The organism is Streptomyces sp. NPDC079141, assembly GCF_040686775.1.
Lineage (GTDB): Bacteria > Actinomycetota > Actinomycetes > Streptomycetales > Streptomycetaceae > Streptomyces.
Genome location: NZ_JBFBLP010000012.1, coordinates 250782 through 274299, shown reverse-complemented (window position 1 = coordinate 274299; position 23518 = coordinate 250782). Strand labels below are relative to the sequence as shown.

Sequence of the window (23518 nt, the reverse complement as noted above, 5' to 3'; positions counted from 1 at the left end):
TTTTCTCGATCCGATTTCCTCGGTGCTTTCCAGGTTCTCGCTTTCGCGTTTCCCTTTCCGGCGGTTCCGACTCTATCAGATCCTTTCGGGCCTGACTCCCAGTCAGCGGGGCTTGTCTTCGCGGCTGTTGGGCCGTTCCGACGAGTGAGACTTTAGCGGATTCCTGGCCCCCGAGCTAATCGGGGCTGCGTCCTTTCGAACGCGGATTCCTCATTTCGCAAATACGCATGCCAATGACGCGACGACGGATCGATCGACCCGTTGTCGATTGTTGACTGGTACTTGCGGAATGGCTGTCCGGGGACCGACCGGAGTCGGCGCTCACGTCGGACAACTCGGAGAACACTACGGATGGGGTCGAGGCGTGTCAACTCCAGTCCGGGCTGCCCCCTGGAGGCGTACTGTGGACGGCATGACAACGCGTACGTGCGCCCAGCTGTGGTGGGCCGCCTGACGGCGGCCGTAGTCACGTATGCACTCAACGGCCGCCGCCTCGGCGGCCGTTCTCGTATCTCCCTCCTGAGGGTCGGCCGGCCGGGCGCGGCGGTCTCGACCAGGAGGTGGAGAGATGACGCGGGTCTTCAGCGGGGTCAAGCCGACCGGGCATCTGACGCTGGGGAACTACCTGGGGGCCATGCGGCGGTGGGCCGACGTCGATCAGCACCGGTCCGACGCCCTGTTCTGCATCGTCGACCTGCACGCGCTGACCGTGGAGCACGATCCGGCGCGGGTGCGGCGGCTGAGCCGGCAGGCGGCGACCCTGCTGTTGGCGTCCGGGCTGGATCCGGAGCTGTGCACCGTGTTCGTACAAAGTCATGTGGACGAGCACGCGCGGCTGTCCTATCTGCTGGAGTGCGTGGCCACGGACGGCGAGATGCGGCGGATGATCCAGTACAAGGAGAAGGCCGGGCGTGAGCGGGAGCGGGGCGGGAGTGTGCGGCTGTCGCTGCTGACCTATCCCGTGCTCATGGCGGCGGACATCCTGGCGTACGAGACCGATGAGGTGCCGGTCGGGGACGACCAGACGCAGCATGTGGAGCTGGCGCGGGATATCGCGGTGCGGTTCAACCAGCGGTACGGGAACACGTTCGTGGTGCCCCGGGCGACGCACCCGGGGGTGGCGGCGCGGGTGATGAACCTCCAGGAGCCGGCGGCGAAGATGGGGAAGAGCGACGACGTCGGGCCGGGGATCGTCTATCTGCTCGACGAGCCGGACGTGGTGCGCAAGAAGGTGATGCGGGCCGTGACCGACAGCGGGCGGGAGGTCGTGTACGACCGGGACGGCCGGCCGGGGGTGGCGAATCTGCTGGAGATCCTCGCCGCGTGCACAGGTGGGAACCCTTCGGACCTGAGCGGTGTATATGAGTCGTACGGCGCCTTGAAGAAGGACACCGCGGAGGCTGTGGTCGAGGTCCTCAGGCCCGTGCAGGAGAGGCACAGGGAACTGTGCGCTGATCCTGGCTATGTGGAGGGGGTGCTGCGGGATGGTGCGGAGAGGGCTCGGGCGATGGCCCGGCCGACCGTGGATGCCGCTTATCGCGCGATCGGACTGCTGCCGGCGGCTGCGGATATCGGCGTGACTGCTTAGCCGGGCGTGCGCCTGGCCGCCCTCTGCGGGCAGGGGGCGGCCAGGGGTTCAGCTGTTGTTGCCGGAGGCCAGTTCGCGGCTGCGGTCGCGGGCGGCTTCGAGGGCGGCGATGAGGGCGGCCCGTACGCCGTGGTTCTCCAGTTCGCGGATGGCGTTGATGGTGGTGCCGGCCGGCGAGGTGACGTTCTCGCGGAGCTTGACGGGGTGCTCGCCGCTGTCGCGGAGCATCGTGGCGGCGCCGATAGCGGACTGGACGATCAGGTCGTGGGCCTTGTCGCGGGGCAGGCCGAGGAGGATGCCGGCGTCGGTCATGGCTTCGACCAGATAGAAGAAGTACGCCGGGCCCGAGCCGGAGAGGGCGGTGCAGGCGTCCTGCTGGGACTCGGGGACGCGGAGGGTCTTGCCGACGGCGCCGAAGATCTCCTCGGTGTGGGTGAGGTGGTCCTCGGTGGCATGGGTGCCGGCGGAGATGACGGACATGGCCTCGTCGACGAGGGCGGGCGTGTTCGTCATGACACGGACGACGGGGGTGCCCGGAGCGAGGCGCTCCTCGAAGTAGGAGGTGGGGATGCCCGCGGCTCCGCTGATGACCAGGCGGTCGGCGGGGACGTGCGGGGCGAGTTCGTCGAGGAGGGTGCCCATGTCCTGCGGCTTGACCGTGAGGATCAGGGTGTCTGCGGTCTTGGCGGCTTCCGCGTTGGTGACGGGGGTGACCCCGTAGCGCTCGCGGAGCTCGTCGGCCCGTTCCTGGCGGCGGGCGGTGACCAGGAGGTCGTCCGGGCCCCAGCCTGCTCGGATCATTCCGCTGAGCAGGGCTTCGCCGATCTTGCCGGTGCCGAGGACTGCGACTTTCTGAGTCATGGCTGGGGTGCCCTCCGGGGTTGCGTCGTCCGGGGTTCATCCTCCCATCGGGGACTTGAGTGTGGGTGGGGTGTCCGGTGGGCGGGACACCGGGGAGTAGCTGGTGGGGGCTAGGCCGTGCGGCGTCGGAGCGTGGCGGCTCCCAGGGTGAGGACGAGGAGGGCGCAGCCCGCGACGATCAGGACGTCGCGTACGAAGTTGGCGGTCATGTCGGTGTGCCTGAGGACTTCGTTCATGCCGTCGACGGCGTAGGACATGGGGAGGACGTTGGAGATGGCCTCCAGGACCGGGTGCATGTTGGAGCGCGGGGTGAACAGGCCGCAGAGGAGGAGTTGGGGGAAGATCACGGCCGGCATGAACTGAACGGCCTGGAACTCGGAGGCGGCGAAGGCCGAGACGAAGAGGCCGAGTGCGGTGCCCAGGAGGGCGTCGAGGAGGGCGATCAGCAGGAGCAGCCAGGGGCTGCCGATGACGTCCAGGCCGAGGCCCCACAGGGCGAGGGCCGTGGTGAGGGCCGACTGGACGATCGCGATGGTGCCGAAGGCGAGGGCGTAGCCGGCGATGAGGTCGCCCTTGCCGAGGGGCATGGCGAGGAGGCGTTCGAGGGTGCCCGAGGTGCGTTCGCGCAGGGTGGCGATGGAGGTGACCAGGAACATCGTGATCAGGGGGAAGATCCCCAGGAGTGATGCGCCGATGTTGTCGAAGGTGCGCGGGTCGCCGTCGAAGACGTAGCGCAGCAGGAAGAGCATCACGCAGGGGACGAGGATCATCAGCGCGATGGTGCGCGGGTCGTGGCGGAGTTGGCGCAGGACCCGGGCGGCGGTGGCGGTGGTGCGGGAGAAGTTCAGGGGGCTCGTCGGTGCGGGGGCGGCCGTGCCGGTGGGGCGTGGGGTGCCGGTTGTGGTGCTCATCGGGTGGTCTCCTTCTCGCGTGCGGCGGCCGCGACGGCCTCGTCGACCAGGTGCAGGAAGGCCGACTCGACGGTTTCGGAGCCGGTGCGGATGCGCAGGGCGTCCGGGGTGTCGTCGGCGAGGATCTGGCCCTCGCGCATGAGGAGGAGGCGGTGGCAGCGCTCGGCCTCGTCCATGACGTGGGAGGAGATGAGGAGGGTTGCGCCGCGTTGGGCGGCGATGTCGTGGAAGAGGTTCCACAGGTCGCGGCGGAGTACGGGGTCCAGGCCGACCGTGGGTTCGTCGAGGACCAGGAGCTCGGGGGTGCCGAGGAGTGCCACGGCGAGGGAGACGCGGCTGCGCTGGCCGCCGGAGAGGTTCCCGGCGAGGGCGTCGGCGTGGCTGGTGAGGTCGACGTCCTCGATGGCGCGGGTGACGTTCTCGTGGCGGAGGCCGGCGGCGTGGTGGCCGGGGGTGAGGATCGCCGCGAAGTAGTCCAGGTTCTGGCGGACTGTCAGGTCGTCGTAGACGGAGGGCGCCTGGGTGACGTAGCCGATGCGGGTGCGCAGGGTGGGGTGGCCGGCTCGGTGGCCCAGGACGTCGAGGGTGCCGGTGGCCTTGGCCTGGGTGCCGACGATCGAGCGCATGAGGGTCGACTTGCCGCAGCCGGAGGGGCCGAGGAGGCCGGTGACCTGGCCGCGCGGGACGGTGAAGTCGATGCCGCGCAGGACGGTACGGGTGCCGCGGACGACGGTGAGGCCTTCGGCGCGGACGGCGGGTGTGTCGTCGGTGGGGCGGGGGGTGTTCCCGGCTCCGTGGGTGGGTGATGTGGCTGAGGGTGGCGGTGTGTCTGGGGCTGTTGATCCAGAAGGGATATTCATCATGTGCGGATTAACTCTCCATGCGAGGGGTGCCGTCAAGTGGTGGCGCTCGATGGCGCAGGCGCACGGAGGTGCGATCGGAGGCGGGCGGTCCGGTTTGCACGCCTCCGTCGGCCTCAGGAGGTGGCGGCAAGCTGCTGCGCGGTCGGCTTCCTTTCTCGACAATGGATTTCAGTGCGAGGTCATATGCCACGCACGTCCGCCGCGCCCTCCCCCGGTGCGGCACCCACGCATCTCCCGCTCGAAGGGCCGAGGCGTTCTCGGCGTTCTCGGCGTTCTCAACCGGAGGTGCTGCTCACATGCGCCGTGGCGTAGGCAAGGCCGATCTTTTCGCTTCTCTCGTCGTGTTCCTCGTCGCGCTGCCGCTATGCGTGGGAGTGGCCGTAGCCTCCGGCGTGCCCGCCGAACTGGGGCTGGTGACCGGGATCGTCGGTGGGCTGGTCGCCGGGGTGCTGCCCGGGAGCAGCCTCCAGGTCAGCGGGCCGGCGGCGGGACTGACCGTGCTGGTGTACGAGGCCGTACAGGCCCATGGGGTCGAGGTGCTCGGGGTGCTGGTCCTCGGGGCCGGGCTGCTCCAGCTCGGGCTCGGGGCGCTGCGCCTGGGGCGGTGGTTCCGGGCCGTCTCCGTGGCCGTGGTGCAGGGCATGCTCGCCGGAATCGGGCTGGTGCTGGTTGCCGGGCAGGTGTACGCGCTGGGCGACGCGGCGGCGCCCGGCGACGGGCTCGGGCAGCTGGCCGGGCTGGTGTCGCTGCCCGGGCGGGTGGATCCGGTGGCGTTGTCAGTGGGGGCTGCCACCATGGCCGTACTGCTGCTGTGGCCGCGGTGGCGGCGGGGGGCTCGGCTGGTGCCTGCGCCGCTGGTGGCGGTGGCCGTGGCCTCGCTGGTGACCGGGGTGTTCGACCTGGCGGTGCGGCGGGTGGAGGTGCGGGGACTGCTGGATGCCGTACGGGTTCCGGAGTGGGCGGACTTCGGGCGGCTGACGGAAGTGGGGGTGGTGGGGACCGTTGTCGCGTTCGCGCTGATCGCGTCGGCGGAGTCGTTGTTCAGCGCGGCGGCGGTGGACCGGCTGCATCGGGGGCCGCGTACGGACTACGACCGGGAGCTGATCGCGCAGGGCGCGGGGAACACCGTGTGCGGGCTGCTCGGGGCGCTGCCGATGACCGCGGTGATCGTGCGCAGTGCGGCGAATGTGCAGGCCGGGGCGCGGACCAAGGCCTCGCGGGTGCTGCACGGGGCGTGGCTGCTGCTGTTCACGGCCGTCGTGCCGGGTGTGCTCGGGGTGGTTCCGGTGGCGGCGCTGGCCGCGCTGCTGGTGCACGCCGGCTGCAAGCTCGTGCCGCTGCGGGAGCTGGCGGTGCTGTGGCGGACGCATCGGGGGGAGGCCGTGATCCTGGTGGTGACGGGCACCGCGATCGTGATCGGGAATCTGTTCGAGGGGGTGTTGGTGGGGCTGGCGCTTGCCGTGGCGAAGACCGCGTGGGACGCGAGCCATGTGCACGTGGAGACCGAGGACCGGGGGGAGGCCGGAATCGTCGTACGGGTCCTCGGCCATGCGACGTTCCTGCGGCTGCCGAAGCTGCTCGACGCGCTGGAAGCGCTGCCGAGGGACCGGGAGGTGCGGCTGGAGCTGGGCGGGCTGCGGCATCTGGACCATGCGTGTGCCGCGGCCCTGGAGGGGTGGGCCGCGGCACGTGGTCAGGAGTTGATGGCGACCAGCAGGTCGACGTCGTAGGTCTCCTCGACGTTCCCGTCCGGGAAGTCCTTCGTCAAGTGCGCGCGCTCCGCGGTGAGGAAGGCGCGGCTCGCCTCCTCGCCGTGGACGAGGAAGACCGAGTGGCTGCCGATGTTCGCCAGGTGCGTGTCGATCGTGACGCGGCGGCTCCAGCGGACCTTGCGGCGGGCGAAGTCGAGGCGGTGGGCGGGGTCGGCGGCCCGTTCACTCGCCCCGTGCTTCTCCGCGACGGGATCGATGCCGAAGAAGCTCGCCATGCGGGCCGCCTGCGCCGCGATCCAGGGGACGTCGAGGGCGTTGGTGTTCCACCACAGGGCGAGCGCACCGCCCGGGCACAGCACGCGCAGGGCCTCCGGGATCGACTGCTCGGGGTCGGTCCAGTGCCAGGCCTGGGCGTAGGTGAGGAAATCGGTGGAGGAGCCGGCGAGAGGGAGGGCGTTGCCATTGCCGAGGACGATCGGGATGCCGGGGTGGGCGCGGCGGAACTGCACCGCCATACCCTCGCCGGGCTCCACCGCGATCACCCGGGCGCCGCGGGCCTGCAGCACAGCGGTCGCTATACCGGTGCCGGCGCCTACGTCCGCGACGCGGGAGCCGGTGAGGGGGCGGCCTGCCAGGTCTTCCACGGCGTCGAAGAGGGCGGCCGGATAGGAGGGGCGGTTGGCGGCGTACTGGGCCGCGGCGGCGTTGAAGGAATGGGCCCGGGTGGTGTGCGAAGAGGCTGCCGTCATACGGCCATGGTGGCCGCGGGCGGGCCGCGAAGTGGGGTGATTACCGGTAAGCGGCCTGTTCAGGAGCGGCGGCGCTTCTTCGAGGGGTTGCCCGAGCGGCGGGTGCTGCGCTTCTCGTGCTGCTTCAGGGCCGTTTCGTACTCCTCGCGGTGCAGCTTCTCACCGGGGGCCTCGACGAGGGAGCGGAAGAAGTACGCCAGGAGCGAGCCGACGAAGCCGATGGCCAGCAGACCGCGCAGGGAGGCCTGGCGGTCGAGGTCCGGGCGCTTCGTGAAGCCGTCCCAGGTGTGGCGAAACGCGAGCGCGCTGCAGATCGCGAACATCACGACCATCAGAAGCGTGACGAAACTGCCGACGTCCGCGATCTGGAGACCCTGGTAGGCGAAACGGAGGACGAGGCAGGAGACCACCGCGGCGACCAGGGAGCCGACGGCCATGCCTGCGCGGCGGGCTGAGTAGCCGTTCGTGTGGTCGACCCAGGTCGTGCCGAAGAAACGGAGGGGGTCGGGGTGGGGGCCCGTGGCCGGGGGCGGGGTGCCGGGTTCGTCGCTCACGCGTTGATTATGGCTCCGGGGGCGGCCACGGGGTCCTTCGGGCTCAGCCGCAGCGGGAGGCGATGTAGCCGTCGCTGCCTGTGTTCACGTAGGCGTCTGAGACAAATTCGCCGTTGCTGATGTTGTCCCAGATGTTGGAGGTGCCGTAGGGGCCCGTCACTGTGGTGCCGGGCGTCTGGCAGTAGATCGTGACGCGGGAGCCCTCGGGCAGGATGCGCACGATGCTGTAGCCCGTACCGGGTCCGCTGCGGACGTTCAGGCGGACGCCCGGCGCAATGTCGTAGTAGCGGTAAGCCGCGGTGGCCGTCGGTGATACGCCGAGCACCATGAGAAAGGCACCCACAGCCGCGGCGAGCAGGGCGGCTGTCCGTCTCCGGGAGATCATGCGTGTCCTCTTGGTCGGGATGGGTTCAGAGTGCGCAGCGCGGACGGACGTAGCCGTCGCTGCCCGTCTGGACGTAGGCGTCCGCGACGAACTCGCCGTCGTCGATGTTGTCCCAGATGTTCGACGTGCCGTAGGGGCCGGTCACGGTCTCGCCCGGTGTCTGGCAGTAGATCGCGACCTTGGCGCCCTCGGGCAGGACTCGGACGATGGGGTACTGGGTGCCCGGGCCCCTGCGGACGTTCAGGCGGACGCCCGGGGCCACGTCGTAGTAGCGCAGATCCGCGGAGGCGGTGGATGCCGCGCCCAGGACGGTGATGAAGCCACCGGCGGCGCCTGCGAGCAGGACGGATCTACGGGTGTGCGATGTCAATGTCGGTTCCTCGTTCGATGGTCAGGCGCAGCGCGAGGCCACGTAGCCGTCGCTGCCGGTGTTCACGTACGCGTCCGAGACGTACTCGCCGTTACTGATGTTGTCCCAGATCTTGGTGGTGCCGTACGGGCCCGTCACCGTCGCGCCAGGCGTCTGGCAGTAGATCGGGACGCGGGAGCCTTCGGGTAGGACACGCACGATGTCGTAGTTCGTGCCGGGTCCGTTGCGAACATTGAGTCGGACGCCCGGAGCGATCGAGTAGTAGCGGTAGGACGCGGTGGCCAGTGCCTCCACCTGCTCCCCGCCCTCGGCCTCTTCTACACGGTCAACAGCCATAAAACCCTCCCCCGTTGACACCCACGCATGCCGTGGGCCCCGTTGATTCCCCTGAATCGCGCCATGAAACACAAGTGCGCAACTCGCACGCAGAGGCTAGCAAGCCGCCTCTGTCTCGTACGAGTTATCGACTAGGCTCCGTGCGTCGCGCGCGCGGACGAACAGCACGGGGGTGGTCCCATGGCGCCACAGCGGAATGCCGGAGCGGGCGCGGAAGCGGAACTTCCCGAATACGCCGGTCACTACCGGCTGGAGTCATGCCTGGGCTCCGGCGGGATGGGCGTCGTGCATCTGGCGCGCAGCACCTCGGGGATGAAGCTCGCGGTGAAGGTCATCCATGCCGAGTTCGCCAGAGACCGCGAGTTCAGGGGGCGGTTCCGGCAGGAGATCGCTGCGGCTCGCAGGGTGAGCGGGGCCTTCACTGCATCCGTCGTCGATGCCGATCCGGATGCCGAACGGCCTTGGATGGCAACGCTGTTCATCCCCGGGCCGACGCTCTCCGAGCATGTGAAGCGGAACGGCGCCATGGCCCCGGAGCAATTGCGCCGACTGATGGCCGGGCTGGCGGAGGCGCTGCGTGACATCCATCGGGTTGGGGTCGTACACCGGGACCTCAAGCCGAGCAATGTACTGCTCGCGGAAGACGGGCCCAAGGTCATCGACTTCGGCATTTCTCGGCCAAAGGACAGCGAGCTGCGGACCGAGACGGGGAAGTTGATCGGCACGCCGCCGTTCATGGCGCCCGAGCAGTTCCGACGGCCGCGCGAGGTGGGGCCCGCCGCCGACATTTTCGCGCTGGGGTCGGTCATGGTGCACGCGGCCACGGGGCGTGGACCGTTCGACTCGGACAGTCCGTACGTCGTCGCCTATCAGGTCGTCCATGACGAGCCTGACCTCACCGGCGTACCGGAGAACCTCGCGCCACTGATTCAGCAGTGTCTCGCCAAAGAGCCCGAGGACCGACCCACTCCCGACGAGTTGATGCGGTCCCTGCGGTCCGTGGCCGCCTCGTACGACACGCAGGCGTTCATTCCGGCCCAGCGGGCGAGTGTCGAGCCCAGGCCGCCCAAGCCCCTCTCTTTCGAGAAGCAGGAGGCCCACCGGCAGAGGAGGTTCCTGGGGCGGCGGGCAGTTCTGGCAGCCACGGCACTGGCACTTGTCGTGGGCGGCACCTTCACTACGATTCAACTGCTGGGCAACGGCGACCCGGCCCCGGAGGGAAGCGACGTCGGGAAGACCTCGGCCACGTTCAACTCGTGGGAGACCGAGTCGGTGTCCGAATCGGCGTCCGTGCCTCAGTGTTCGTATGGTGAGAGCAAGTTGCTCTGTGCGCAGTCCGGCGTGGTGTTCGCTCTGGATCCGTCCGATGGCAACGTGTTGTGGCGCCACTCCGTCGCAACGACACTCCGGAGCACGCCGCCGGTCCTCGCCGGTGGACTCGTACAACCCCTGACGGTCCAGGACCCCGTTCTGGAAGGCCTCGATCCCGTCTCGGGGAAGCCTCGTTGGGAACGGAAGGCGCCCAGCCACAGCAGTAAGCGATCCGCCGGGGGCATGCTCCTGTTCACCGGCTCGAACGGCATCGTCACCAGCGTGGACGCTGCTTCGGGCGACACGCAGTGGAGCCACCGGATACCCGGCCAGAGTGCGCCGTACTTCTCGTCGTTCGCCGGGGAGCCACTTGCCTTCGCGACGAGCCCGTCCGCCGACGGCACGAACACCCTCGTCACCGCCGTCGACCCGGCCACAGGTGTCGCGCAGTGGGAAGCACGACTGAGCGGCACTCTGAAACCCGTCGGCACCCAGGACGGATCCGCCTTCTTCCTCTCGGTCGGGCCCCTTGGGGACACAACCGCCCTGGTTCGCTACAACCCCGAGTCCCAGGTTTCGGAGCGAATGACACTGCCGGTTCCTCGCCAGGACCCCTTGGCCACGGTGCGTGGCGACGTCGTCTACCTCCTGACCAGGGGCGGTGCCCTGGAGGCCGTCGACGTGGAACGCAGGAAGCGGCGCTGGTCCCTTGAGACCTCCGTGAGCCGAGGCTCGGCACCGGCCGCCGACGCGCGGCACGTGTACATCACTGGTGCCGACGGGCGGCTGCTAGCCGTCGACGCCCGGAGCGGAACGCTGGTCGGTCAGACGCCGCCTCGGCTCTCCGCGAAGGCGGACAGCGTCACTGGCGAACTCCCCTCCCCCGTCCTCGCCAACAACCACGTCTACGCAGCCGCCCCCAACGGCTCCGTCTTCGCCGTGGACGCCCGCAACCCCGCCACCTGGTGACATGACGAAGGGGCCGCCCCCGACGGGAGGCGGCCCCCGGAAACCCACCCGGGCCTCAGCCCAGCTTCGTCACGTCCCGCACCGCGCCCTTGTCCGCGCTCGTCGCCATTGCGGCGTAGGCGCGCAGGGCGGCGGAGACCTTGCGGTCGCGGTTCTTGGGGGCGTACACGCCGTTCAACGCCTGCTCGCGGCGGGCCAGTTCCGGCTCGTCGACGAGGAGTTCGATCGTGCGGTTGGGGATGTCGATGCGGATGCGGTCGCCGTCCTCGACGAGGGCGATCGTGCCGCCGGACGCCGCCTCGGGGGAGGCGTGGCCGATGGAGAGGCCGGACGTGCCGCCGGAGAAGCGGCCGTCGGTGATCAGGGCGCAGGTCTTGCCGAGGCCGCGGCCCTTGAGGAAGGACGTCGGGTAGAGCATCTCCTGCATGCCGGGGCCGCCCTTGGGGCCCTCGTAGCGGATGACGACGACGTCGCCGTCCGTCACCTGCTTGTTGAGGATCTTCTCGACGGCCGCTTCCTGCGACTCGCAGACGACCGCCGGGCCCTCGAAGGTCCAGATCGACTCGTCGACGCCGGCCGTCTTCACGACGCAGCCGTCGACCGCGAGGTTGCCGCGCAGCACCGCCAGGCCGCCGTCCTTGGAGTACGCGTGCTCGGCGGAGCGGATGCAGCCGCCCTCGGCGTCCTCGTCGAGGGCCTTCCAGCGCTCGGACTGGGAGAAGGCCTCGGCGGAGCGGACGCAGCCCGGGGCCGCGTGCCACAGTTCGACGGCCTCCGGCGAAGGCGAACCGCCCCGGACGTCCCAGGTCTTCAGCCAGTCCGCGAGGGACGGGCTGTGGACCGCGTGCACGTCCTCGTTCAGCAGGCCCGCGCGGTGCAGCTCGCCGAGGAGGGCGGGGATGCCGCCGGCCCGGTGCACGTCCTCCATGTAGTACGTACGGTCCTTGGCGACGTTCGGCGCCACCTTCGCCAGGCACGGGACCCGGCGGCTGACCGCGTCGATCTGCTCCAGCCCGAAGGGCACGCCCGCCTCCTGGGCGGCGGCCAGCAGGTGCAGGATCGTGTTCGTGGAGCCGCCCATCGCGATGTCCAGGGCCATGGCGTTCTCGAAGGCCTGGAAGGTGGCGACGTTGCGGGGCAGGACGGTCTCGTCGTCCTGCTCGTAGTAGCGGCGGGTGATGTCCATGACCGTGCGGGCGGCGTCGACGTAGAGCTGCTTGCGCGCGGTGTGGGTGGCGAGGGTGGAGCCGTTGCCGGGCAGGGAGAGGCCGATGGCCTCGGTCAGGCAGTTCATCGAGTTGGCGGTGAACATGCCGGAGCAGCTGCCGCAGGTCGGACAGGCGTTCTCCTCGATACGGAGGATGTCCTCGTCCGAGATCTTGTCGTTCACGGCGTCGGAGATCGCGTCGACCAGGTCGAGCGTGCGGACCGTGCCGTCCACGAGGGTGGCGCGGCCGGACTCCATGGGACCGCCGGAGACGAAGACCGTGGGGATGTTCAGGCGCAGGGCCGCGTTCAGCATGCCCGGGGTGATCTTGTCGCAGTTGGAGATGCAGATCAGGGCGTCGGCGCAGTGGGCCTCGACCATGTACTCCACGCTGTCCGCGATCAGATCGCGGGAGGGGAGGCTGTACAGCATGCCGCCGTGGCCCATCGCGATGCCGTCGTCGACGGCGATCGTGTTGAACTCGCGCGGGATGCCACCGGCCTCGACGATCGCCTCGCTGACGATCCGGCCGACGGGCTGGAGGTGGGTGTGGCCCGGCACGAACTCCGTGAAGCTGTTGGCAACAGCGATGATCGGCTTACGGCCGATGTCCGCACCCGGTACACCGGAGGCGCGCATAAGGGCGCGGGCGCCCGCCATGTTGCGGCCGTGGGTGACTGTGCGGGACCTCAGCTCGGGCATCGTCGCTCGCTCCTTCAGGCAGATAGGGCTGTTATCGAGCGTACGCCGGTCATCCAGGGTCCGGACACGGTGTCCGGAATGCGGGATGTACGTCTCGGCCGGCGGCCGCGCTCACCTCAGGGGCTCGTGAGGTGGCCCTGCACCACCGGTGCCACCCTCGCGATGATCCGCTCCGGGTCCGTGGAGGCGATCGGCTCGATCTTGATGACGTAACGCAGCATGGCGATGCCGACCAGCTGGGCCGCCGCCAGTTCGGCGCGCAGTTCGGCGTCCGGGAGGTCGAGCTGTTCGGCGATACGGCGCAGCAGCTGGGCCGCGATCAGCTTGCGGAAGACGCCGGCCGCGCTCTCGTTGTTGACGGCCGAGCGGACGATCGCGAGCAGTGGGGCCCTGGTCACCGGGTTCTCCCAGAGACCGAAGATCATCCTGGTCAGCCGCTCGCCGACGCCTTCGAGGGAGCCTTCGAGGACGGTGTCACGGGCCCTGAACGCGGGTGCGAAGGCGACCTCCACAGCCGCCTCGAAGATCTGTTCCTTGGTGCCGAAGTAGTGGTGCACCAGCGCGGAGTCCACACCGGCCGCCTTGGCGATCGCGCGGACGGACGTCTTCTCGTAACCCCGCTGGGAGAACTCCTCGCGGGCCACGGCCAGGATCCGGGCGCGGGTGTCGGCGGCTTCGCTGCGGGTACGGCGGCCCCGGCCCCTGCGCGGTGCTGCGGTGTCGGTCACGGCCGGGGCACCTTCACCGCGGAGGCCAGATGGAGGCGGGTGAAGGCCAGTGCCTCGGCGAGGTCGGCCTCCCGTTCGGCGCTGGACATCGCCCGGCGGGTGTTGACCTCGATGACGACATGGCCGTCGAAACCGGTCAGGGCGAGACGTTCCAGCACCTCGGCGCAGGGTTGGGTGCCGCGGCCGGGGACCAGGTGCTCGTCCTTCGCCGAGCCCCGCCCGTCCGCGAGGTGCACATGGCCCAGACGGTCGCCCATGCGGTCGATCATATGGATCGCGTCGGTGCGGGCGGTCGCGGTGTGACTGAGGTCGATCGTGAAGTGGCGGTAGTCGTCCTTGGTGACGTCCCAGTCGGGGGCGTAGGCGAGCATCTCGCGGTCCCGGTAGCGCCACGGGTACATGTTCTCCACAGCGAACCGCACATCTGTCTCGTTCGCCATCCGCCAGATCCCGGCGACGAAGTCACGCGCGTACTGGCGCTGCCAGCGGAACGGCGGATGCACGACGACCGTGCTCGCGCCCAGCTTCTCGGCCGCCGCCTGGGCGCGCTGGAGCTTGACCCAGGGGTCCGTCGACCACACGCGCTGGGTGATCAACAGACAAGGGGCGTGTACGGCCAGGATCGGGACCTGGTGGTAGTCGCTGAGTCTGCGCAGCGCCTCGATGTCCTGACTGACCGGGTCGGTCCACACCATGACCTCGACCCCGTCGTACCCGAGGCGCGCGGCGATCTCGAAGGCCGTCGCCGTCGACTCCGGATAGACGGAGGCCGTCGACAGGGCGACCTTCGCATCCGGGATGCGCACCGCTGGTTCTGCCACGAGGGACAGAGTACGGGGACTCGCTCGGCGTCGTGGAGCCGATCGCTGTGCGCGGGCTGTGGGGTACGACAACCGGCCAGGGAGGTGGAGGGGGTTCGGGGCGTGGGGGTGGCCGGGGTGCGCGGGGTGGGCACGCGCACGCGTGCAGGGCATTTGCGGGCGGGGGTGCACGCGCGCGTGCCGGTTGCGGGGAGTCGGGGTGGGGCACGGGGTGGGGTTCGCGGCGGTGGGGGTCGGTGGGGTGCGGGGTGAGGTGGGGGTGGCGTACTTCACGTGCGTACGCGGGTGGTGCGCGCTGTGCGCTGTGGGACGGGTGGTGTGCGCCGTGCCCTGGGCGATCGGTGGTGTGCGGGCCGCGCGCTGTGCGGCGAGTGGTGTTCCTGGTGACGGGTGGTGTGCGCCACCGCGCGCAACGCGTGGTGTGCGCCCTGTCTCCGCGACCGGCGGCGTGCGCTGCGCCCCGCGACCTGAGGTGTGCGCTCTGCGGCGCGCACTCCGCACCGTGCGCCCTGCGCCCTGCACCGCGCGCCAGGTAGCGCGCTTCACATGTGCACGCCGGTCGCGTGCGGAGTGCGCCCAGCGCGGGCGGCGCACACCGCATCCCGCGCCCCTACGCCACTCCGGCCCCCGCCGCTCCCGCTCCTGCCCCCGCGCCCCCCTCCCGCGCATCACCCCGTAGGCAGGTGATCCAGCTTCCGCAGAATCACGCCCTCCCGCAGCGCCCACGGGCAGATCTCCAGGGTCTCCACGCCGAACAGGTCCATCGCGCCCTCGGCCACCAGCGCGCCCGCCAGGAGCTGGCCCGCGCGGCCCTCGGAGACGCCGGGCAAGTCGGCGCGCTGCGTGGCCGTCATGCCGGCCAGCTGGGGCACCCAGGCCTCCAGGGACTCGCGCTTCAGGTCGCGCTGGACGTAGAGGCCCTCGGCGGAGCGGGCGGCACCGGCGAGGCGGGCCAGCTGCTTGAAGGTCTTGGACGTGGCCACCACGTGGTCGGGGGCGCCGAAGCGGCTGAACTCTCCGACCGTGCGGGCGATCTGGGCGCGGACATGACGACGCAGTGCGCGAATGTCGTCGGGGTCGGGCGGATCGCCGGGCAGCCAGCCTGCGGTGAGGCGGCCGGCGCCGAGCGGCAGTGACACCGCCGCATCCGGCTCCTCGTCGATGCCGTAGGCGATCTCCAGCGAGCCGCCGCCGATGTCGAGGACCAGCAGCTTGCCGGCCGACCACCCGAACCAGCGCCGCACGGCGAGGAAGGTCAGCCGGGCCTCCTCCGCCCCGGTGAGGACCTGGAGCTCGACGCCGGTCTCGGCCTTGACGCGCGCGAGGACGTCGTCGGCGTTGCTGGCCTCCCGCACGGCGGAGGTGGCGAACGGCAGCAGGTTCTCGACGCCCTTGTCCTCGGCGGCCTGGAGCGCCTCCTGGACGACCGAGATCAGTTTGTCGACCCCTTCGGGACCGATGGCCCCGCCCTCGTCGAGGAGTTGGGCAAGGCGCAGTTCCGCCTTGTGCGAGTGCGCGGGCAGCGGTCGCGCGCCCGGGTGCGCATCCACCACCAGCAGATGCACCGTGTTCGATCCCACGTCGAGGACACCGAGTCTCATGTACGGAACGCTACTGCCAGCGGAGCCGTGCACCGCCCCCGGAGCGGTCCCGACCGGGGCTCCGGGCGACTTACCCTGGACGGGTGCCAAAGACGAAAAAGGCGAAGGGCCAGAAGACGGCCAAATCAACCAGCGGTTCTTCGCAGGTGAAGCCACCGAAGAAGTCGAAGAAGGCCTCGGCGGCCGACGAGAAGGGACTCGACTTCGCACGCGCGTGGGTGGAGTTCCCCGATCCGGCAGACGACGAGCAGGTCTTCCGGTGCGATCTGACATGGCTGACCTCTCGTTGGAACTGCATCTTCGGCAGCGGATGCCAGGGCATCCAAGCAGGCCGCGCGGACGACGGTTGCTGCACGCTGGGCGCCCACTTCTCCGACGAGGACGACGAGAAGCGGGTGGCGGAGCATGTGGCGAGGCTCACGCCGGAGATCTGGCAGCACCATGACGAGGGCATGGAGCACGGCTGGATCTCGGAGGACGAGGACGGCGACCGCCAGACCCGCCCCTACAACGGCTCGTGCATCTTCCAGAACCGGCCGGGCTTCGCGGGCGGCGCGGGCTGCTCGCTGCACATCCTCGCCCTGAAGGAGGGCCGCGAGCCGCTGGAGACCAAGCCGGACGTCTGCTGGCAGCTTCCCGTCCGGCGGACCTACGACTGGATCGACCGGCCCGACGACACACGGGTGCTCCAGGTGTCGATCGGCGAGTACGACCGTCGCGGCTGGGGTCCGGGCGGCCACGACCTGCACTGGTGGTGCACGTCGGCGACCTCGGCGCACGGCGCGGGCGACCCGGTCTATGTCTCCTACCGGGCGGAGCTGACCGAGCTGATGGGCAAGGCGGGCTACGACCGGCTGGTCGAGCTGTGCGAGGAGCGGCTGGCCTCGCAGCTGCCCCTGCTGGCACCGCATCCGGCCGATCCCGTCGACTAGGACGCGTTACGACGTGGACGGGCTCGGGTCGCCGCTGTCGCTCGGCGGCGGCGTCGAGCCCTCCGGGTCGGAGGGCGCCGGATCGGTGGGCGTCGGGTCCGGGTCCGGCGACGAGGGCGGCGGATCGCTGGGCGGGGGGTCGCTCGGTGTGGGATCCGTGGGGGCCGGATCGGTGGGCGTCGGGTCCGGGTCGGACGACGAGGGCGGCGGATCGCTGGGCGTGCTGGGGCCGGGGTCGGACGGGGCGGGCGCGGTGCCGTAGCCGTCGATGCACACGACGGCGCCGGCGGGTGAGACGGCCACCCGTGCGCTCCAGTACCCGGACGGCTCGCGCAGATGGTCGACGTACACCTTGATCGTCAACGATTCGCCCGGTTCGAGCGTTCCCGAGGACTGGCTCAGGTAGAGCCAGGAGGCTCCGGTGGTCGCGGACCAGCGGACGGGGGCGTCGCCGGTGGCGGTCAGGGTGATGAGCGTGGTGTCGCCGCGGTGGCCGGCGGTGACGTCGAGGTGGCCGGCGCCCTTCCTGCCCGCGCCGGAGACGCTGATGACCTCCACGGAGACGTCGGGCTTGTCGCCCTTGGAGAAGCGTCCGCCGGGGCGGTTGCTGGCGTTGCCGGCGTTCTCGTAGCCGCCGCCCGCGACCTCGCCGTCGAGGGCGTCCGGACCGTGCGCCTCGCTCGCGCTGGCCGAGCGGCCCGCGGTGCCCTCGCCGGTCGGCGTGCCGCGGTAGGCGGCCCACAGGGCGAGCACGGGCGCGGCCACGACGGTGGCGACGACGGTCGTGGTGACGGCACGCGCGCGGAGGCGGTCGCGGCGGGCGGCCCAGTCCTTGGGGTCCATGGGGAAGCCGCGCCGGTCGAAGCGGGGAGCCGCGCCACGCGCGCGCGTGAGGTGCGCCATGGCGACGTGCAGGGCCGCGCGCGGTGCTTCCAGGACGGGCAGCTCGGCCGGGGTGACGGTGGCGCCGGGCCAGCGGCCGGGGACGGCGCGCTCGGCGGTGCGGCGGCAGCGCGGGCAGTCGTCGACGTGCCGCACCAGCTCGCGGCGCAGGGCCGTGCTGAGCACGAGCTGGTTGTCGCCGGTGAGGCGGGCGACGCTCGGGCAGGTGCCGGTCTCGACCACGGCGAGGGCGGCGCGGGTGCGTTCGACCTCGCAGGCGGCGGAGGCGAGCAGGTCGCGGGCGGCGGCCAGGTCCATGCCGAGGACCGCGGCGACCTCGTGGGCGGCGAGCCGGTGGCGCACGGCGAGTTCGAGCGCCTCGCGCTGCTCCGGCGTCGTGCCGGCGGCCTCCGGCCAGGCGAGCAGCGCGAGTTCGCGCCTGCGTTCCTCCTGGACCGCCTCGGAGACGGGCGCAGCGGCGGTCTGCCGGTGGGCGCCGTGGCGGCCCGCGGCGTGCGTGGCCTGACGTTTCTGCTTGGCCTCGGCGAGCTTGCGCAGGCAGGCCCAGCGGGCCAGTGCGTACAGCCAGGCCCGGCGGTCGCCGGCGGACTCCGGGACGCGCTGTCCGCGCCGTTCGGCGAGCCCGAGGACGTCGCCGAGGGCCGCGGTGGCGGCGTCGTGGTCGCACAGGACGGACAGGCAGTAGGTGAACAGACCGTCCAGGTACGGCTCGTAGCGCGCGGGCGGGCGCTGTGCCAGCGTGCGCGCGGCGGCTCGGTCGCGCGCCTCCCCGTGCGCTCGGTGTGCGCCGGTGGTGCGTGTCGAGGTCTCCGGACTGCTGCTCATCACCCGTGGACCGTAGGCGGCGGGGAGATGCCCCTTCTCCCCCCTTGAGCACTTTTAATCCGTACGGGTGAAACGATCCCTCATAAGGGGACACGAGGGGTCGGTTCCATGGCCGGTTCAAAGTGGTCGTGGCCGGTTCTCGACGGGTGCGGCAGGGTGCCGCCATCGCGCGCCCTGGACTGCTCGCGGCTCCGCGGGCAGGCGCCGTGGCCGCGTTGTCAGTGGCTGCGGTTACGGTTTCGTCCATGGCTGCCCGTACGAAGACCGCCAAAGAGCGACCGTCCTACCGCTGCACCGAGTGCGGCTGGCAGACGGCCAAGTGGCTCGGTCGCTGCCCCGAGTGCCAGGCCTGGGGGACGATCGAGGAATACGGCACGCCCGCGGTCCGTACGACGGCTCCGGGGCGCGTCACCACCTCCGCCGTGCCCATCGGACAGGTCGACGGGCGTCAGGCGACCGCCCGCTCCACCGGCGTGCCCGAGCTGGACCGGGTGCTCGGCGGCGGGCTGGTGCCGGGGGCCGTCGTTCTTCTCGCGGGTGAGCCCGGCGTGGGCAAGTCCACCCTCCTGCTGGATGTCGCGGCCAAGTCGGCCAGCGACGAGCACCGCACCCTCTACGTCACCGGCGAGGAGTCGGCGAGCCAGGTGCGCCTGCGCGCCGACCGCATCAACGCTCTCGACGAGCACCTGTACCTCGCCGCCGAGACCGATCTGGCCGCCGTGCTGGGCCACTTGGACGCGGTCAAGCCCTCGCTGCTCATCCTCGACTCCGTGCAGACGGTGGCCTCCCCGGAGATCGACGGCGCCCCCGGCGGCATGGCGCAGGTGCGGGAGGTGGCCGGGGCGCTGATCCGGGCCTCCAAGGACCGCGGAATGTCCACGCTGCTCGTGGGCCACGTCACCAAGGACGGCGCCATCGCCGGCCCCCGACTCCTGGAACACCTCGTCGACGTCGTCCTGCACTTCGAGGGCGACCGGCACGCGCGCCTGCGCCTGGTGCGCGGCGTCAAGAACCGCTACGGCGCGACGGACGAGGTCGGCTGCTTCGAACTGCACGACGAGGGCATCACGGGCCTTGCGGACCCGAGCGGACTTTTCCTGACACGTCGCGCGGAACCGGTCCCGGGCACCTGCCTGACCGTCACCCTGGAGGGCCGCCGCCCGCTGGTCGCCGAAGTGCAGGCGCTCACCGTCGACTCGCAGATCCCCTCCCCCCGCCGCACCACCTCCGGTCTGGAGACCTCCCGCGTCTCGATGATGCTCGCCGTCCTCGAACAGCGGGGCCGGATCAGCGCCCTGGGCAAGCGGGACATCTACTCCGCGACGGTCGGCGGCGTGAAGCTCTCGGAGCCCGCCGCGGACCTCGCGATCGCCCTCGCGCTGGCCAGTGCCGCCAGCGACACCCCCCTGCCCAAGAACCTCGTCGCGATCGGCGAGGTAGGCCTGGCGGGCGAGGTCAGACGGGTCACAGGCGTGCAGCGCCGGCTCGCGGAGGCGCACCGTCTGGGCTTCACGCACGCGCTCGTGCCGGGCGATCCGGGCAAGATCCCTCCCGGCATGAAGGTCCTGGAAGTCGCCGACATAGGGGACGCTCTGCGGGTCCTTCCGCGCTCGCGTCGCCGAGAGGCCCCACGGGACGAGGAGGACCGCCGGTAGACTTTGCCCTGGTCTCGCCCGTCCGTACGAACCAAGTGTGCGAAACGGGAGCGCCCCAGAACCTGCGACCGGAGGAGTGCAGTGGCAGCCAACGACCGGGCAGCAGCTCCCGGAAAGTCCGGTGGGAGCTCCGGTGCCGATGGCCTGATGCGCGCCTCACTGAGCGCCGTGGCACCCGGCACGGCCCTGCGCGACGGCCTTGAGCGGATTCTCCGCGGCAACACCGGAGGCCTCATCGTGCTCGGCTCCGACAAGACCGTCGAGGCCATGTGCACGGGTGGATTCGTCCTGGATGTGGAGTTCACGGCGACCCGACTGCGGGAGCTGTGCAAGCTGGACGGCGGCATCGTGCTGTCCTCGGACCTGTCGAAGATCCTGCGGGCGGGCGTGCAGCTGGTGCCCGACCCGACGATCCCCACCGAGGAGACGGGCACCCGGCACCGTACGGCGGACCGGGTCAGCAAGCAGGTCGGGTACCCCGTCGTCTCCGTGTCCCAGTCCATGCGGCTGATCGCGCTGTACGTCGACGGGCAGCGCCGCGTCCTGGAGGACTCCGCGGCGATCCTGTCCCGCGCGAACCAGGCGCTGGCGACGCTGGAGCGGTACAAGCTCCGGCTGGACGAGGTCGCGGGCACGCTGTCGGCGCTGGAGATCGAGGACCTGGTGACGGTCCGGGACGTCTCCGCGGTGGCGCAGCGGCTTGAGATGGTTCGTCGCATTGCGACCGAAATCGCCGAGTATGTGGTGGAGCTGGGCACGGACGGGCGTCTGCTGGCGCTCCAGCTGGACGAGTTGATCGCCGGGGTGGAGCCCGAGCGGGAGCTGGTCGTGCGGGACTACGTTCCGGAGCCCACCGCCAAGCGCTCCCGCACGGTCGAGGAGGCGCTGTACGAGCTCGACGCGCTCACCCACGCCGAGTTGCTCGAACTGCCCACGGTGGCCCGGGCATTGGGTTACACCGGGTCGCCCGAGGCGCTGGACTCCGCTGTGTCGCCGCGGGGGTTCAGACTGCTGGCGAAGGTGCCGCGGCTGCCCGGGGCCATCATCGACCGGCTGGTGGAGCACTTCGGGGGGCTGCAGAAGCTGCTTGCCGCGAGCGTGGACGACCTCCAGACCGTGGACGGGGTCGGCGAGGCCCGGGCGCGGAGTGTGCGCGAGGGGCTGTCCCGGTTGGCGGAGTCGTCGATTCTGGAGCGGTACGTCTGAGTCGGCGGGCGCGCACCATCGCGCTGCCCGGCGCGAAGGGGCGCCGCCTGCGACGGCGGCGCCTGCCCGCTAGTCGTTCTCCAGCACGAACGACGTCTGTGCCTTGGCGAAGCCCGGGGTCGTTGCTTCCACCAGGTACGTGCCCGCGCCGGCCGAACCCGCCGGAGGCGTTGCGCACTCGGGCGCACTCGGCTTGCGGTCCCACTTCACCGTGTAGGTGACCTTGCTGTCGGCGGCGACGCGGAACACCAGGTTCGCGGCGGTCTTGGGGCAGTCGGCGGAGGACCAGTAGTCCTCGTCGGCACCCGCCTGAGTGATCGTCAACACCGCGTTCTTCGGGCCGAGATCGACCTTGCAGTCACTGCCGGAGGAGTTCGTCGCGGTGAGCTGGAAGGCGGGTGTCTCGCCGGGCTCGTAGGTGTTGCGGACGCTGCGCAGCGTCAACTTGACGGCTCCGGCAGTGCAGTTGGGCAGCGAGGAGCCCGCCGGAAGCGCGTCGCCCGCGCCGACGCCCGTACCGCCCTGCGAACCGCCGCCCGCGCTCCCGTCGGACCCGGAACCGGACCCGGAACCGCTCCCGTCGCCCGACCCGTCACCGGACCCCGAACCGGAGGTGTCCCCGGAGCCGTCGCCCGACCCGCTGGAGTCCCCGTCGCCCGACTCGTCGCGTCCGCCCGGCGCTTGACTGATCGCCGGCCCAGAGCCGGAGGGGCCCGGGGTGATGGTCGACGGGGCGGGATTCTTGCCGTTGCTGCCGTCGGCGCCGTTCTTGCCGCCTCCGCCGCCCGCGGTGAGCACCCAGGTGATCAGCAGCGCCAACAGGGCGACCACAGACAGCAGTACGGCCCTCCGTCGCCAGTAGATGGAGGAGGGAAGCGGCCCGACCGGATTGCGCAGAGATCCCACGGCGCAAACTGTACGAGAGATCGGCGGGTTCGCTTGCCCCACCCGCCGCCAAGAGCCACAACTTTTCCGGATCATCATCCCGGTACCAGGCCGGAATCAGCGCCTCCACCCCTGATGTTCGCCGGGCCGAACGCGCGACGGTCGCACGAGGGCGGCGCACGCGTTCGCGATCGCGCCCCTTGCACCTCTGGCCATGAATTCATCGAAGCGGAAGCCGGACCCGGACCCGGGGCCAGATCCGCCGCCATACCCCTGAGGGGTGGCGGTGCCACCGTCCGCCCTCCCCCGCATGGCAGGATCGGAAGGCCATGACTGCGCCCACGAAGTCCGACGCCCTCTCCGAATCCCCCGGCGGAGAGCCGCTGCACGCCCCTGTCATCGACTGGTTCGACGAGCACGCCCGCGACCTGCCCTGGCGGCGGCCCGAGGCCGGGCCGTGGGGGGTGATGGTCAGCGAGTTCATGCTCCAGCAGACGCCGGTCAACCGCGTCCTGCCCGTCTACGAGCAGTGGCTGGCCCGCTGGCCGCGCCCCGCCGACCTGGCCGCGGAGGCTCCCGGCGAGGCCGTCCGCGCCTGGGGCCGGCTCGGTTACCCGCGCCGCGCCCTGCGGCTGCACGGCGCGGCCGTCGCGATAACGGAACGGCACGGCGGCGACGTACCGACCGACCACGCGCAGCTGCTGGCGCTGCCCGGCATCGGCGAGTACACCGCCGCTGCGGTCGCCTCGTTCGCGTACGGGCAACGGCATGCCGTGCTCGACACCAACGTCCGCCGGGTCTTCGCGCGGGCCGTCACGGGTGTGCAGTACCCGCCGAACGCCACCACCGCCGCCGAGCGCAAGCTCGCCCGCGCCCTGCTGCCCGAGGACGAGTCGACCGCCGCGCGCTGGGCCGCCGCCTCCATGGAGCTGGGCGCCCTGGTGTGCACGGCCAAGAACGAGTCCTGCGTGCGCTGTCCGATCGCCGCGCAGTGCGCCTGGCGGCTCGCGGGCAAGCCGGAGCACGACGGGCCGCGGCGCCGCGGCCAGACGTACGCCGGCACCGACCGCCAGGTGCGCGGCAAGCTCCTCGCCGTGCTGCGCGAGGCCCACGCGCCCGTCTCGCAGGCGGCCCTTGACCGCGTGTGGCACGAGCCGGTGCAGCGCGCCCGCGCCCTGGACGGCCTGGTCGCGGACGGCCTGGTGGAGCCCCTCCCGGGCGGCCTGTACCGGCTGCCACTGACCTGAGCCGTACGGCGACCGCCGTCACCCGTGCCGTAACCGACGCCCACCCCCGAGCCGTAACAAACCTCCGCCCCGACCCAACCGCCTCAACTACCAAATCGCCCCACACCAGCATCATTCGGTGCACCGCTTTACCCCTTTCCTACTTCCGTTACACAACCGACGGACAGCCGAGGGCCAGCCGCAGGCTGCTCCGCACA

General features: G+C 70.9%; 21 protein-coding genes. 7 read left to right on the top strand and 14 right to left on the bottom strand.

Annotation, left to right across the window (positions count from 1 at the left end; all coding sequences use genetic code 11):
- Nucleotides 1–568: 568 nt before the first annotated feature.
- Complete coding sequence (trpS, locus tag AB0Q90_RS29265; RefSeq protein ID WP_363160928.1) at nt 569–1588, top strand: tryptophan--tRNA ligase; 1020 nt, start codon at nt 569–571, stop codon at nt 1586–1588.
- A 48-nt stretch (nt 1589–1636) separates the two neighbouring features.
- Here the strand turns inward: trpS and proC are convergent, their stop codons facing one another.
- The 3 genes from proC to AB0Q90_RS29250 all read right to left on the bottom strand — a co-directional run bounded on the left by proC (nt 1637) and on the right by AB0Q90_RS29250 (nt 4223).
- Complete coding sequence (gene proC, locus AB0Q90_RS29260; protein ID WP_363160929.1) at nt 1637–2449, bottom strand: pyrroline-5-carboxylate reductase; 813 nt, start codon at nt 2447–2449, stop codon at nt 1637–1639.
- Between the two features lie 110 nt (nt 2450–2559).
- Nucleotides 2560–3360 (bottom strand): ABC transporter permease, encoded by an 801-nt coding sequence (locus AB0Q90_RS29255; protein WP_363160930.1) that lies wholly within the window; start codon nt 3358–3360, stop codon nt 2560–2562.
- Nucleotides 3357–4223 carry an ABC transporter ATP-binding protein gene (locus tag AB0Q90_RS29250; RefSeq protein WP_363160931.1) on the bottom strand — a complete coding sequence of 289 codons (867 nt, stop codon included), beginning with the start codon at nt 4221–4223 and terminating at the stop codon, nt 3357–3359. Before AB0Q90_RS29250 ends, AB0Q90_RS29255 begins: the two co-directional genes overlap by 4 nt.
- Before the next feature lie 296 nt (nt 4224–4519).
- On the opposite strand from AB0Q90_RS29250, the gene AB0Q90_RS29245 reads away from it, so the two are divergent.
- A complete protein-coding gene (locus AB0Q90_RS29245; RefSeq protein ID WP_363160932.1) occupies nt 4520–5953 on the top strand; it encodes a SulP family inorganic anion transporter in 1434 nt (477 codons plus the stop codon).
- Here AB0Q90_RS29245 and AB0Q90_RS29240 read toward each other — a convergent pair.
- From AB0Q90_RS29240 to AB0Q90_RS29220, 5 genes are all read right to left on the bottom strand, one after another.
- Nucleotides 5917–6684 carry a class I SAM-dependent methyltransferase gene (locus AB0Q90_RS29240; protein WP_363160933.1) on the bottom strand — a complete coding sequence of 256 codons (768 nt, stop codon included), beginning with the start codon at nt 6682–6684 and terminating at the stop codon, nt 5917–5919. The two genes, AB0Q90_RS29245 and AB0Q90_RS29240, sit on opposite strands and share 37 nt — an antisense overlap.
- Nucleotides 6685–6743: 59 nt before the next feature.
- Nucleotides 6744–7238, bottom strand: a complete 495-nt coding sequence (locus AB0Q90_RS29235; protein ID WP_363160934.1) for an EamA/RhaT family transporter — start codon at nt 7236–7238, stop codon at nt 6744–6746.
- Between the two features lie 43 nt (nt 7239–7281).
- A complete protein-coding gene (locus tag AB0Q90_RS29230) occupies nt 7282–7566 on the bottom strand; it encodes an SH3 domain-containing protein (RefSeq protein ID WP_363161164.1) in 285 nt (94 codons plus the stop codon).
- Nucleotides 7567–7648: 82 nt separating this feature from the next.
- Nucleotides 7649–7939 (bottom strand): SH3 domain-containing protein, encoded by a 291-nt coding sequence (locus tag AB0Q90_RS29225; protein WP_363161165.1) that lies wholly within the window; start codon nt 7937–7939, stop codon nt 7649–7651.
- 75 nt (nt 7940–8014) lie between these two features.
- Nucleotides 8015–8329: an SH3 domain-containing protein gene (locus AB0Q90_RS29220; protein WP_363160935.1), complete on the bottom strand. Its 315-nt coding sequence runs from the start codon at nt 8327–8329 to the stop codon at nt 8015–8017.
- Nucleotides 8330–8509: 180 nt separating this feature from the next.
- Here AB0Q90_RS29220 and AB0Q90_RS29215 point away from each other — a divergent pair, with 180 nt between their 5' ends.
- On the top strand, nt 8510–10609 hold the full coding sequence (locus tag AB0Q90_RS29215) for a serine/threonine-protein kinase (protein ID WP_363160936.1): 2100 nt from the start codon (nt 8510–8512) through the stop codon (nt 10607–10609).
- Nucleotides 10610–10664: 55 nt separating this feature from the next.
- Here AB0Q90_RS29215 and ilvD read toward each other — a convergent pair whose 3' ends face one another.
- The 4 genes from ilvD to AB0Q90_RS29195 all read right to left on the bottom strand — a co-directional run bounded on the left by ilvD (nt 10665) and on the right by AB0Q90_RS29195 (nt 15668).
- Complete coding sequence (ilvD, locus tag AB0Q90_RS29210) at nt 10665–12518, bottom strand: dihydroxy-acid dehydratase (RefSeq protein ID WP_363160937.1); 1854 nt, start codon at nt 12516–12518, stop codon at nt 10665–10667.
- A gap of 116 nt (nt 12519–12634) precedes the next feature.
- Nucleotides 12635–13246 carry a TetR family transcriptional regulator gene (locus tag AB0Q90_RS29205; protein WP_363160938.1) on the bottom strand — a complete coding sequence of 204 codons (612 nt, stop codon included), beginning with the start codon at nt 13244–13246 and terminating at the stop codon, nt 12635–12637.
- Nucleotides 13243–14067, bottom strand: coding sequence for a sugar phosphate isomerase/epimerase (locus AB0Q90_RS29200; RefSeq protein WP_363160939.1), 825 nt, complete (start codon nt 14065–14067; stop codon nt 13243–13245). Before AB0Q90_RS29200 ends, AB0Q90_RS29205 begins: the two co-directional genes overlap by 4 nt.
- A gap of 668 nt (nt 14068–14735) precedes the next feature.
- Nucleotides 14736–15668, bottom strand: coding sequence for a Ppx/GppA phosphatase family protein (locus AB0Q90_RS29195; protein ID WP_363160940.1), 933 nt, complete (start codon nt 15666–15668; stop codon nt 14736–14738).
- Nucleotides 15669–15751: 83 nt separating this feature from the next.
- Here AB0Q90_RS29195 and AB0Q90_RS29190 point away from each other — a divergent pair, with 83 nt between their 5' ends.
- Complete coding sequence (locus AB0Q90_RS29190) at nt 15752–16600, top strand: hypothetical protein (RefSeq protein WP_363160941.1); 849 nt, start codon at nt 15752–15754, stop codon at nt 16598–16600.
- Between the two features lie 6 nt (nt 16601–16606).
- Here AB0Q90_RS29190 and AB0Q90_RS29185 read toward each other — a convergent pair whose 3' ends face one another.
- Complete coding sequence (locus tag AB0Q90_RS29185; protein WP_363160942.1) at nt 16607–18331, bottom strand: hypothetical protein; 1725 nt, start codon at nt 18329–18331, stop codon at nt 16607–16609.
- 242 nt (nt 18332–18573) lie between these two features.
- Between AB0Q90_RS29185 and radA the strand changes: the two genes are divergently transcribed.
- Both radA and disA read left to right on the top strand, forming a co-directional pair.
- Nucleotides 18574–19983 carry a DNA repair protein RadA gene (gene radA / locus AB0Q90_RS29180; RefSeq protein ID WP_363160943.1) on the top strand — a complete coding sequence of 470 codons (1410 nt, stop codon included), beginning with the start codon at nt 18574–18576 and terminating at the stop codon, nt 19981–19983.
- An 81-nt stretch (nt 19984–20064) separates the two neighbouring features.
- The gene (gene disA, locus AB0Q90_RS29175) at nt 20065–21189 is read left to right on the top strand and encodes a DNA integrity scanning diadenylate cyclase DisA (protein WP_363160944.1); all 1125 of its coding nucleotides are present in this window, start codon (nt 20065–20067) and stop codon (nt 21187–21189) included.
- A gap of 69 nt (nt 21190–21258) precedes the next feature.
- Here the strand turns inward: disA and AB0Q90_RS29170 are convergent, their stop codons facing one another.
- Nucleotides 21259–22095, bottom strand: a complete 837-nt coding sequence (locus tag AB0Q90_RS29170) for a hypothetical protein (protein WP_363160945.1) — start codon at nt 22093–22095, stop codon at nt 21259–21261.
- Nucleotides 22096–22403: 308 nt separating this feature from the next.
- Here AB0Q90_RS29170 and AB0Q90_RS29165 point away from each other — a divergent pair, with 308 nt between their 5' ends.
- Nucleotides 22404–23321 carry an A/G-specific adenine glycosylase gene (locus AB0Q90_RS29165; protein ID WP_363160946.1) on the top strand — a complete coding sequence of 306 codons (918 nt, stop codon included), beginning with the start codon at nt 22404–22406 and terminating at the stop codon, nt 23319–23321.
- The last annotated feature ends 197 nt before the right edge of the window (nt 23322–23518 follow it).

Excerpts from the sequence above, each read along its gene's own strand:
- trpS (WP_363160928.1), top strand. The coding sequence starts at position 569 with ATGACGCGGGTCTTCAGCGGGGTCAAGCCGACCGGGCATCTGACGCTG.
- proC (WP_363160929.1), bottom strand. The coding sequence starts at position 2,449 with ATGACTCAGAAAGTCGCAGTCCTCGGCACCGGCAAGATCGGCGAAGCC.
- AB0Q90_RS29255 (WP_363160930.1), bottom strand. The coding sequence starts at position 3,360 with ATGAGCACCACAACCGGCACCCCACGCCCCACCGGCACGGCCGCCCCC.
- AB0Q90_RS29250 (WP_363160931.1), bottom strand. The coding sequence starts at position 4,223 with ATGATGAATATCCCTTCTGGATCAACAGCCCCAGACACACCGCCACCC.
- AB0Q90_RS29245 (WP_363160932.1), top strand. The coding sequence starts at position 4,520 with ATGCGCCGTGGCGTAGGCAAGGCCGATCTTTTCGCTTCTCTCGTCGTG.
- AB0Q90_RS29240 (WP_363160933.1), bottom strand. The coding sequence starts at position 6,684 with ATGACGGCAGCCTCTTCGCACACCACCCGGGCCCATTCCTTCAACGCC.
- AB0Q90_RS29230 (WP_363161164.1), bottom strand. The coding sequence starts at position 7,566 with ATGGTGCTCGGCGTATCACCGACGGCCACCGCGGCTTACCGCTACTAC.
- AB0Q90_RS29220 (WP_363160935.1), bottom strand. The coding sequence starts at position 8,329 with ATGGCTGTTGACCGTGTAGAAGAGGCCGAGGGCGGGGAGCAGGTGGAG.
- AB0Q90_RS29215 (WP_363160936.1), top strand. The coding sequence starts at position 8,510 with ATGGCGCCACAGCGGAATGCCGGAGCGGGCGCGGAAGCGGAACTTCCC.
- ilvD (WP_363160937.1), bottom strand. The coding sequence starts at position 12,518 with ATGCCCGAGCTGAGGTCCCGCACAGTCACCCACGGCCGCAACATGGCG.
- AB0Q90_RS29195 (WP_363160940.1), bottom strand. The coding sequence starts at position 15,668 with ATGAGACTCGGTGTCCTCGACGTGGGATCGAACACGGTGCATCTGCTG.
- radA (WP_363160943.1), top strand. The coding sequence starts at position 18,574 with ATGGCTGCCCGTACGAAGACCGCCAAAGAGCGACCGTCCTACCGCTGC.
- AB0Q90_RS29165 (WP_363160946.1), top strand. The coding sequence starts at position 22,404 with ATGACTGCGCCCACGAAGTCCGACGCCCTCTCCGAATCCCCCGGCGGA.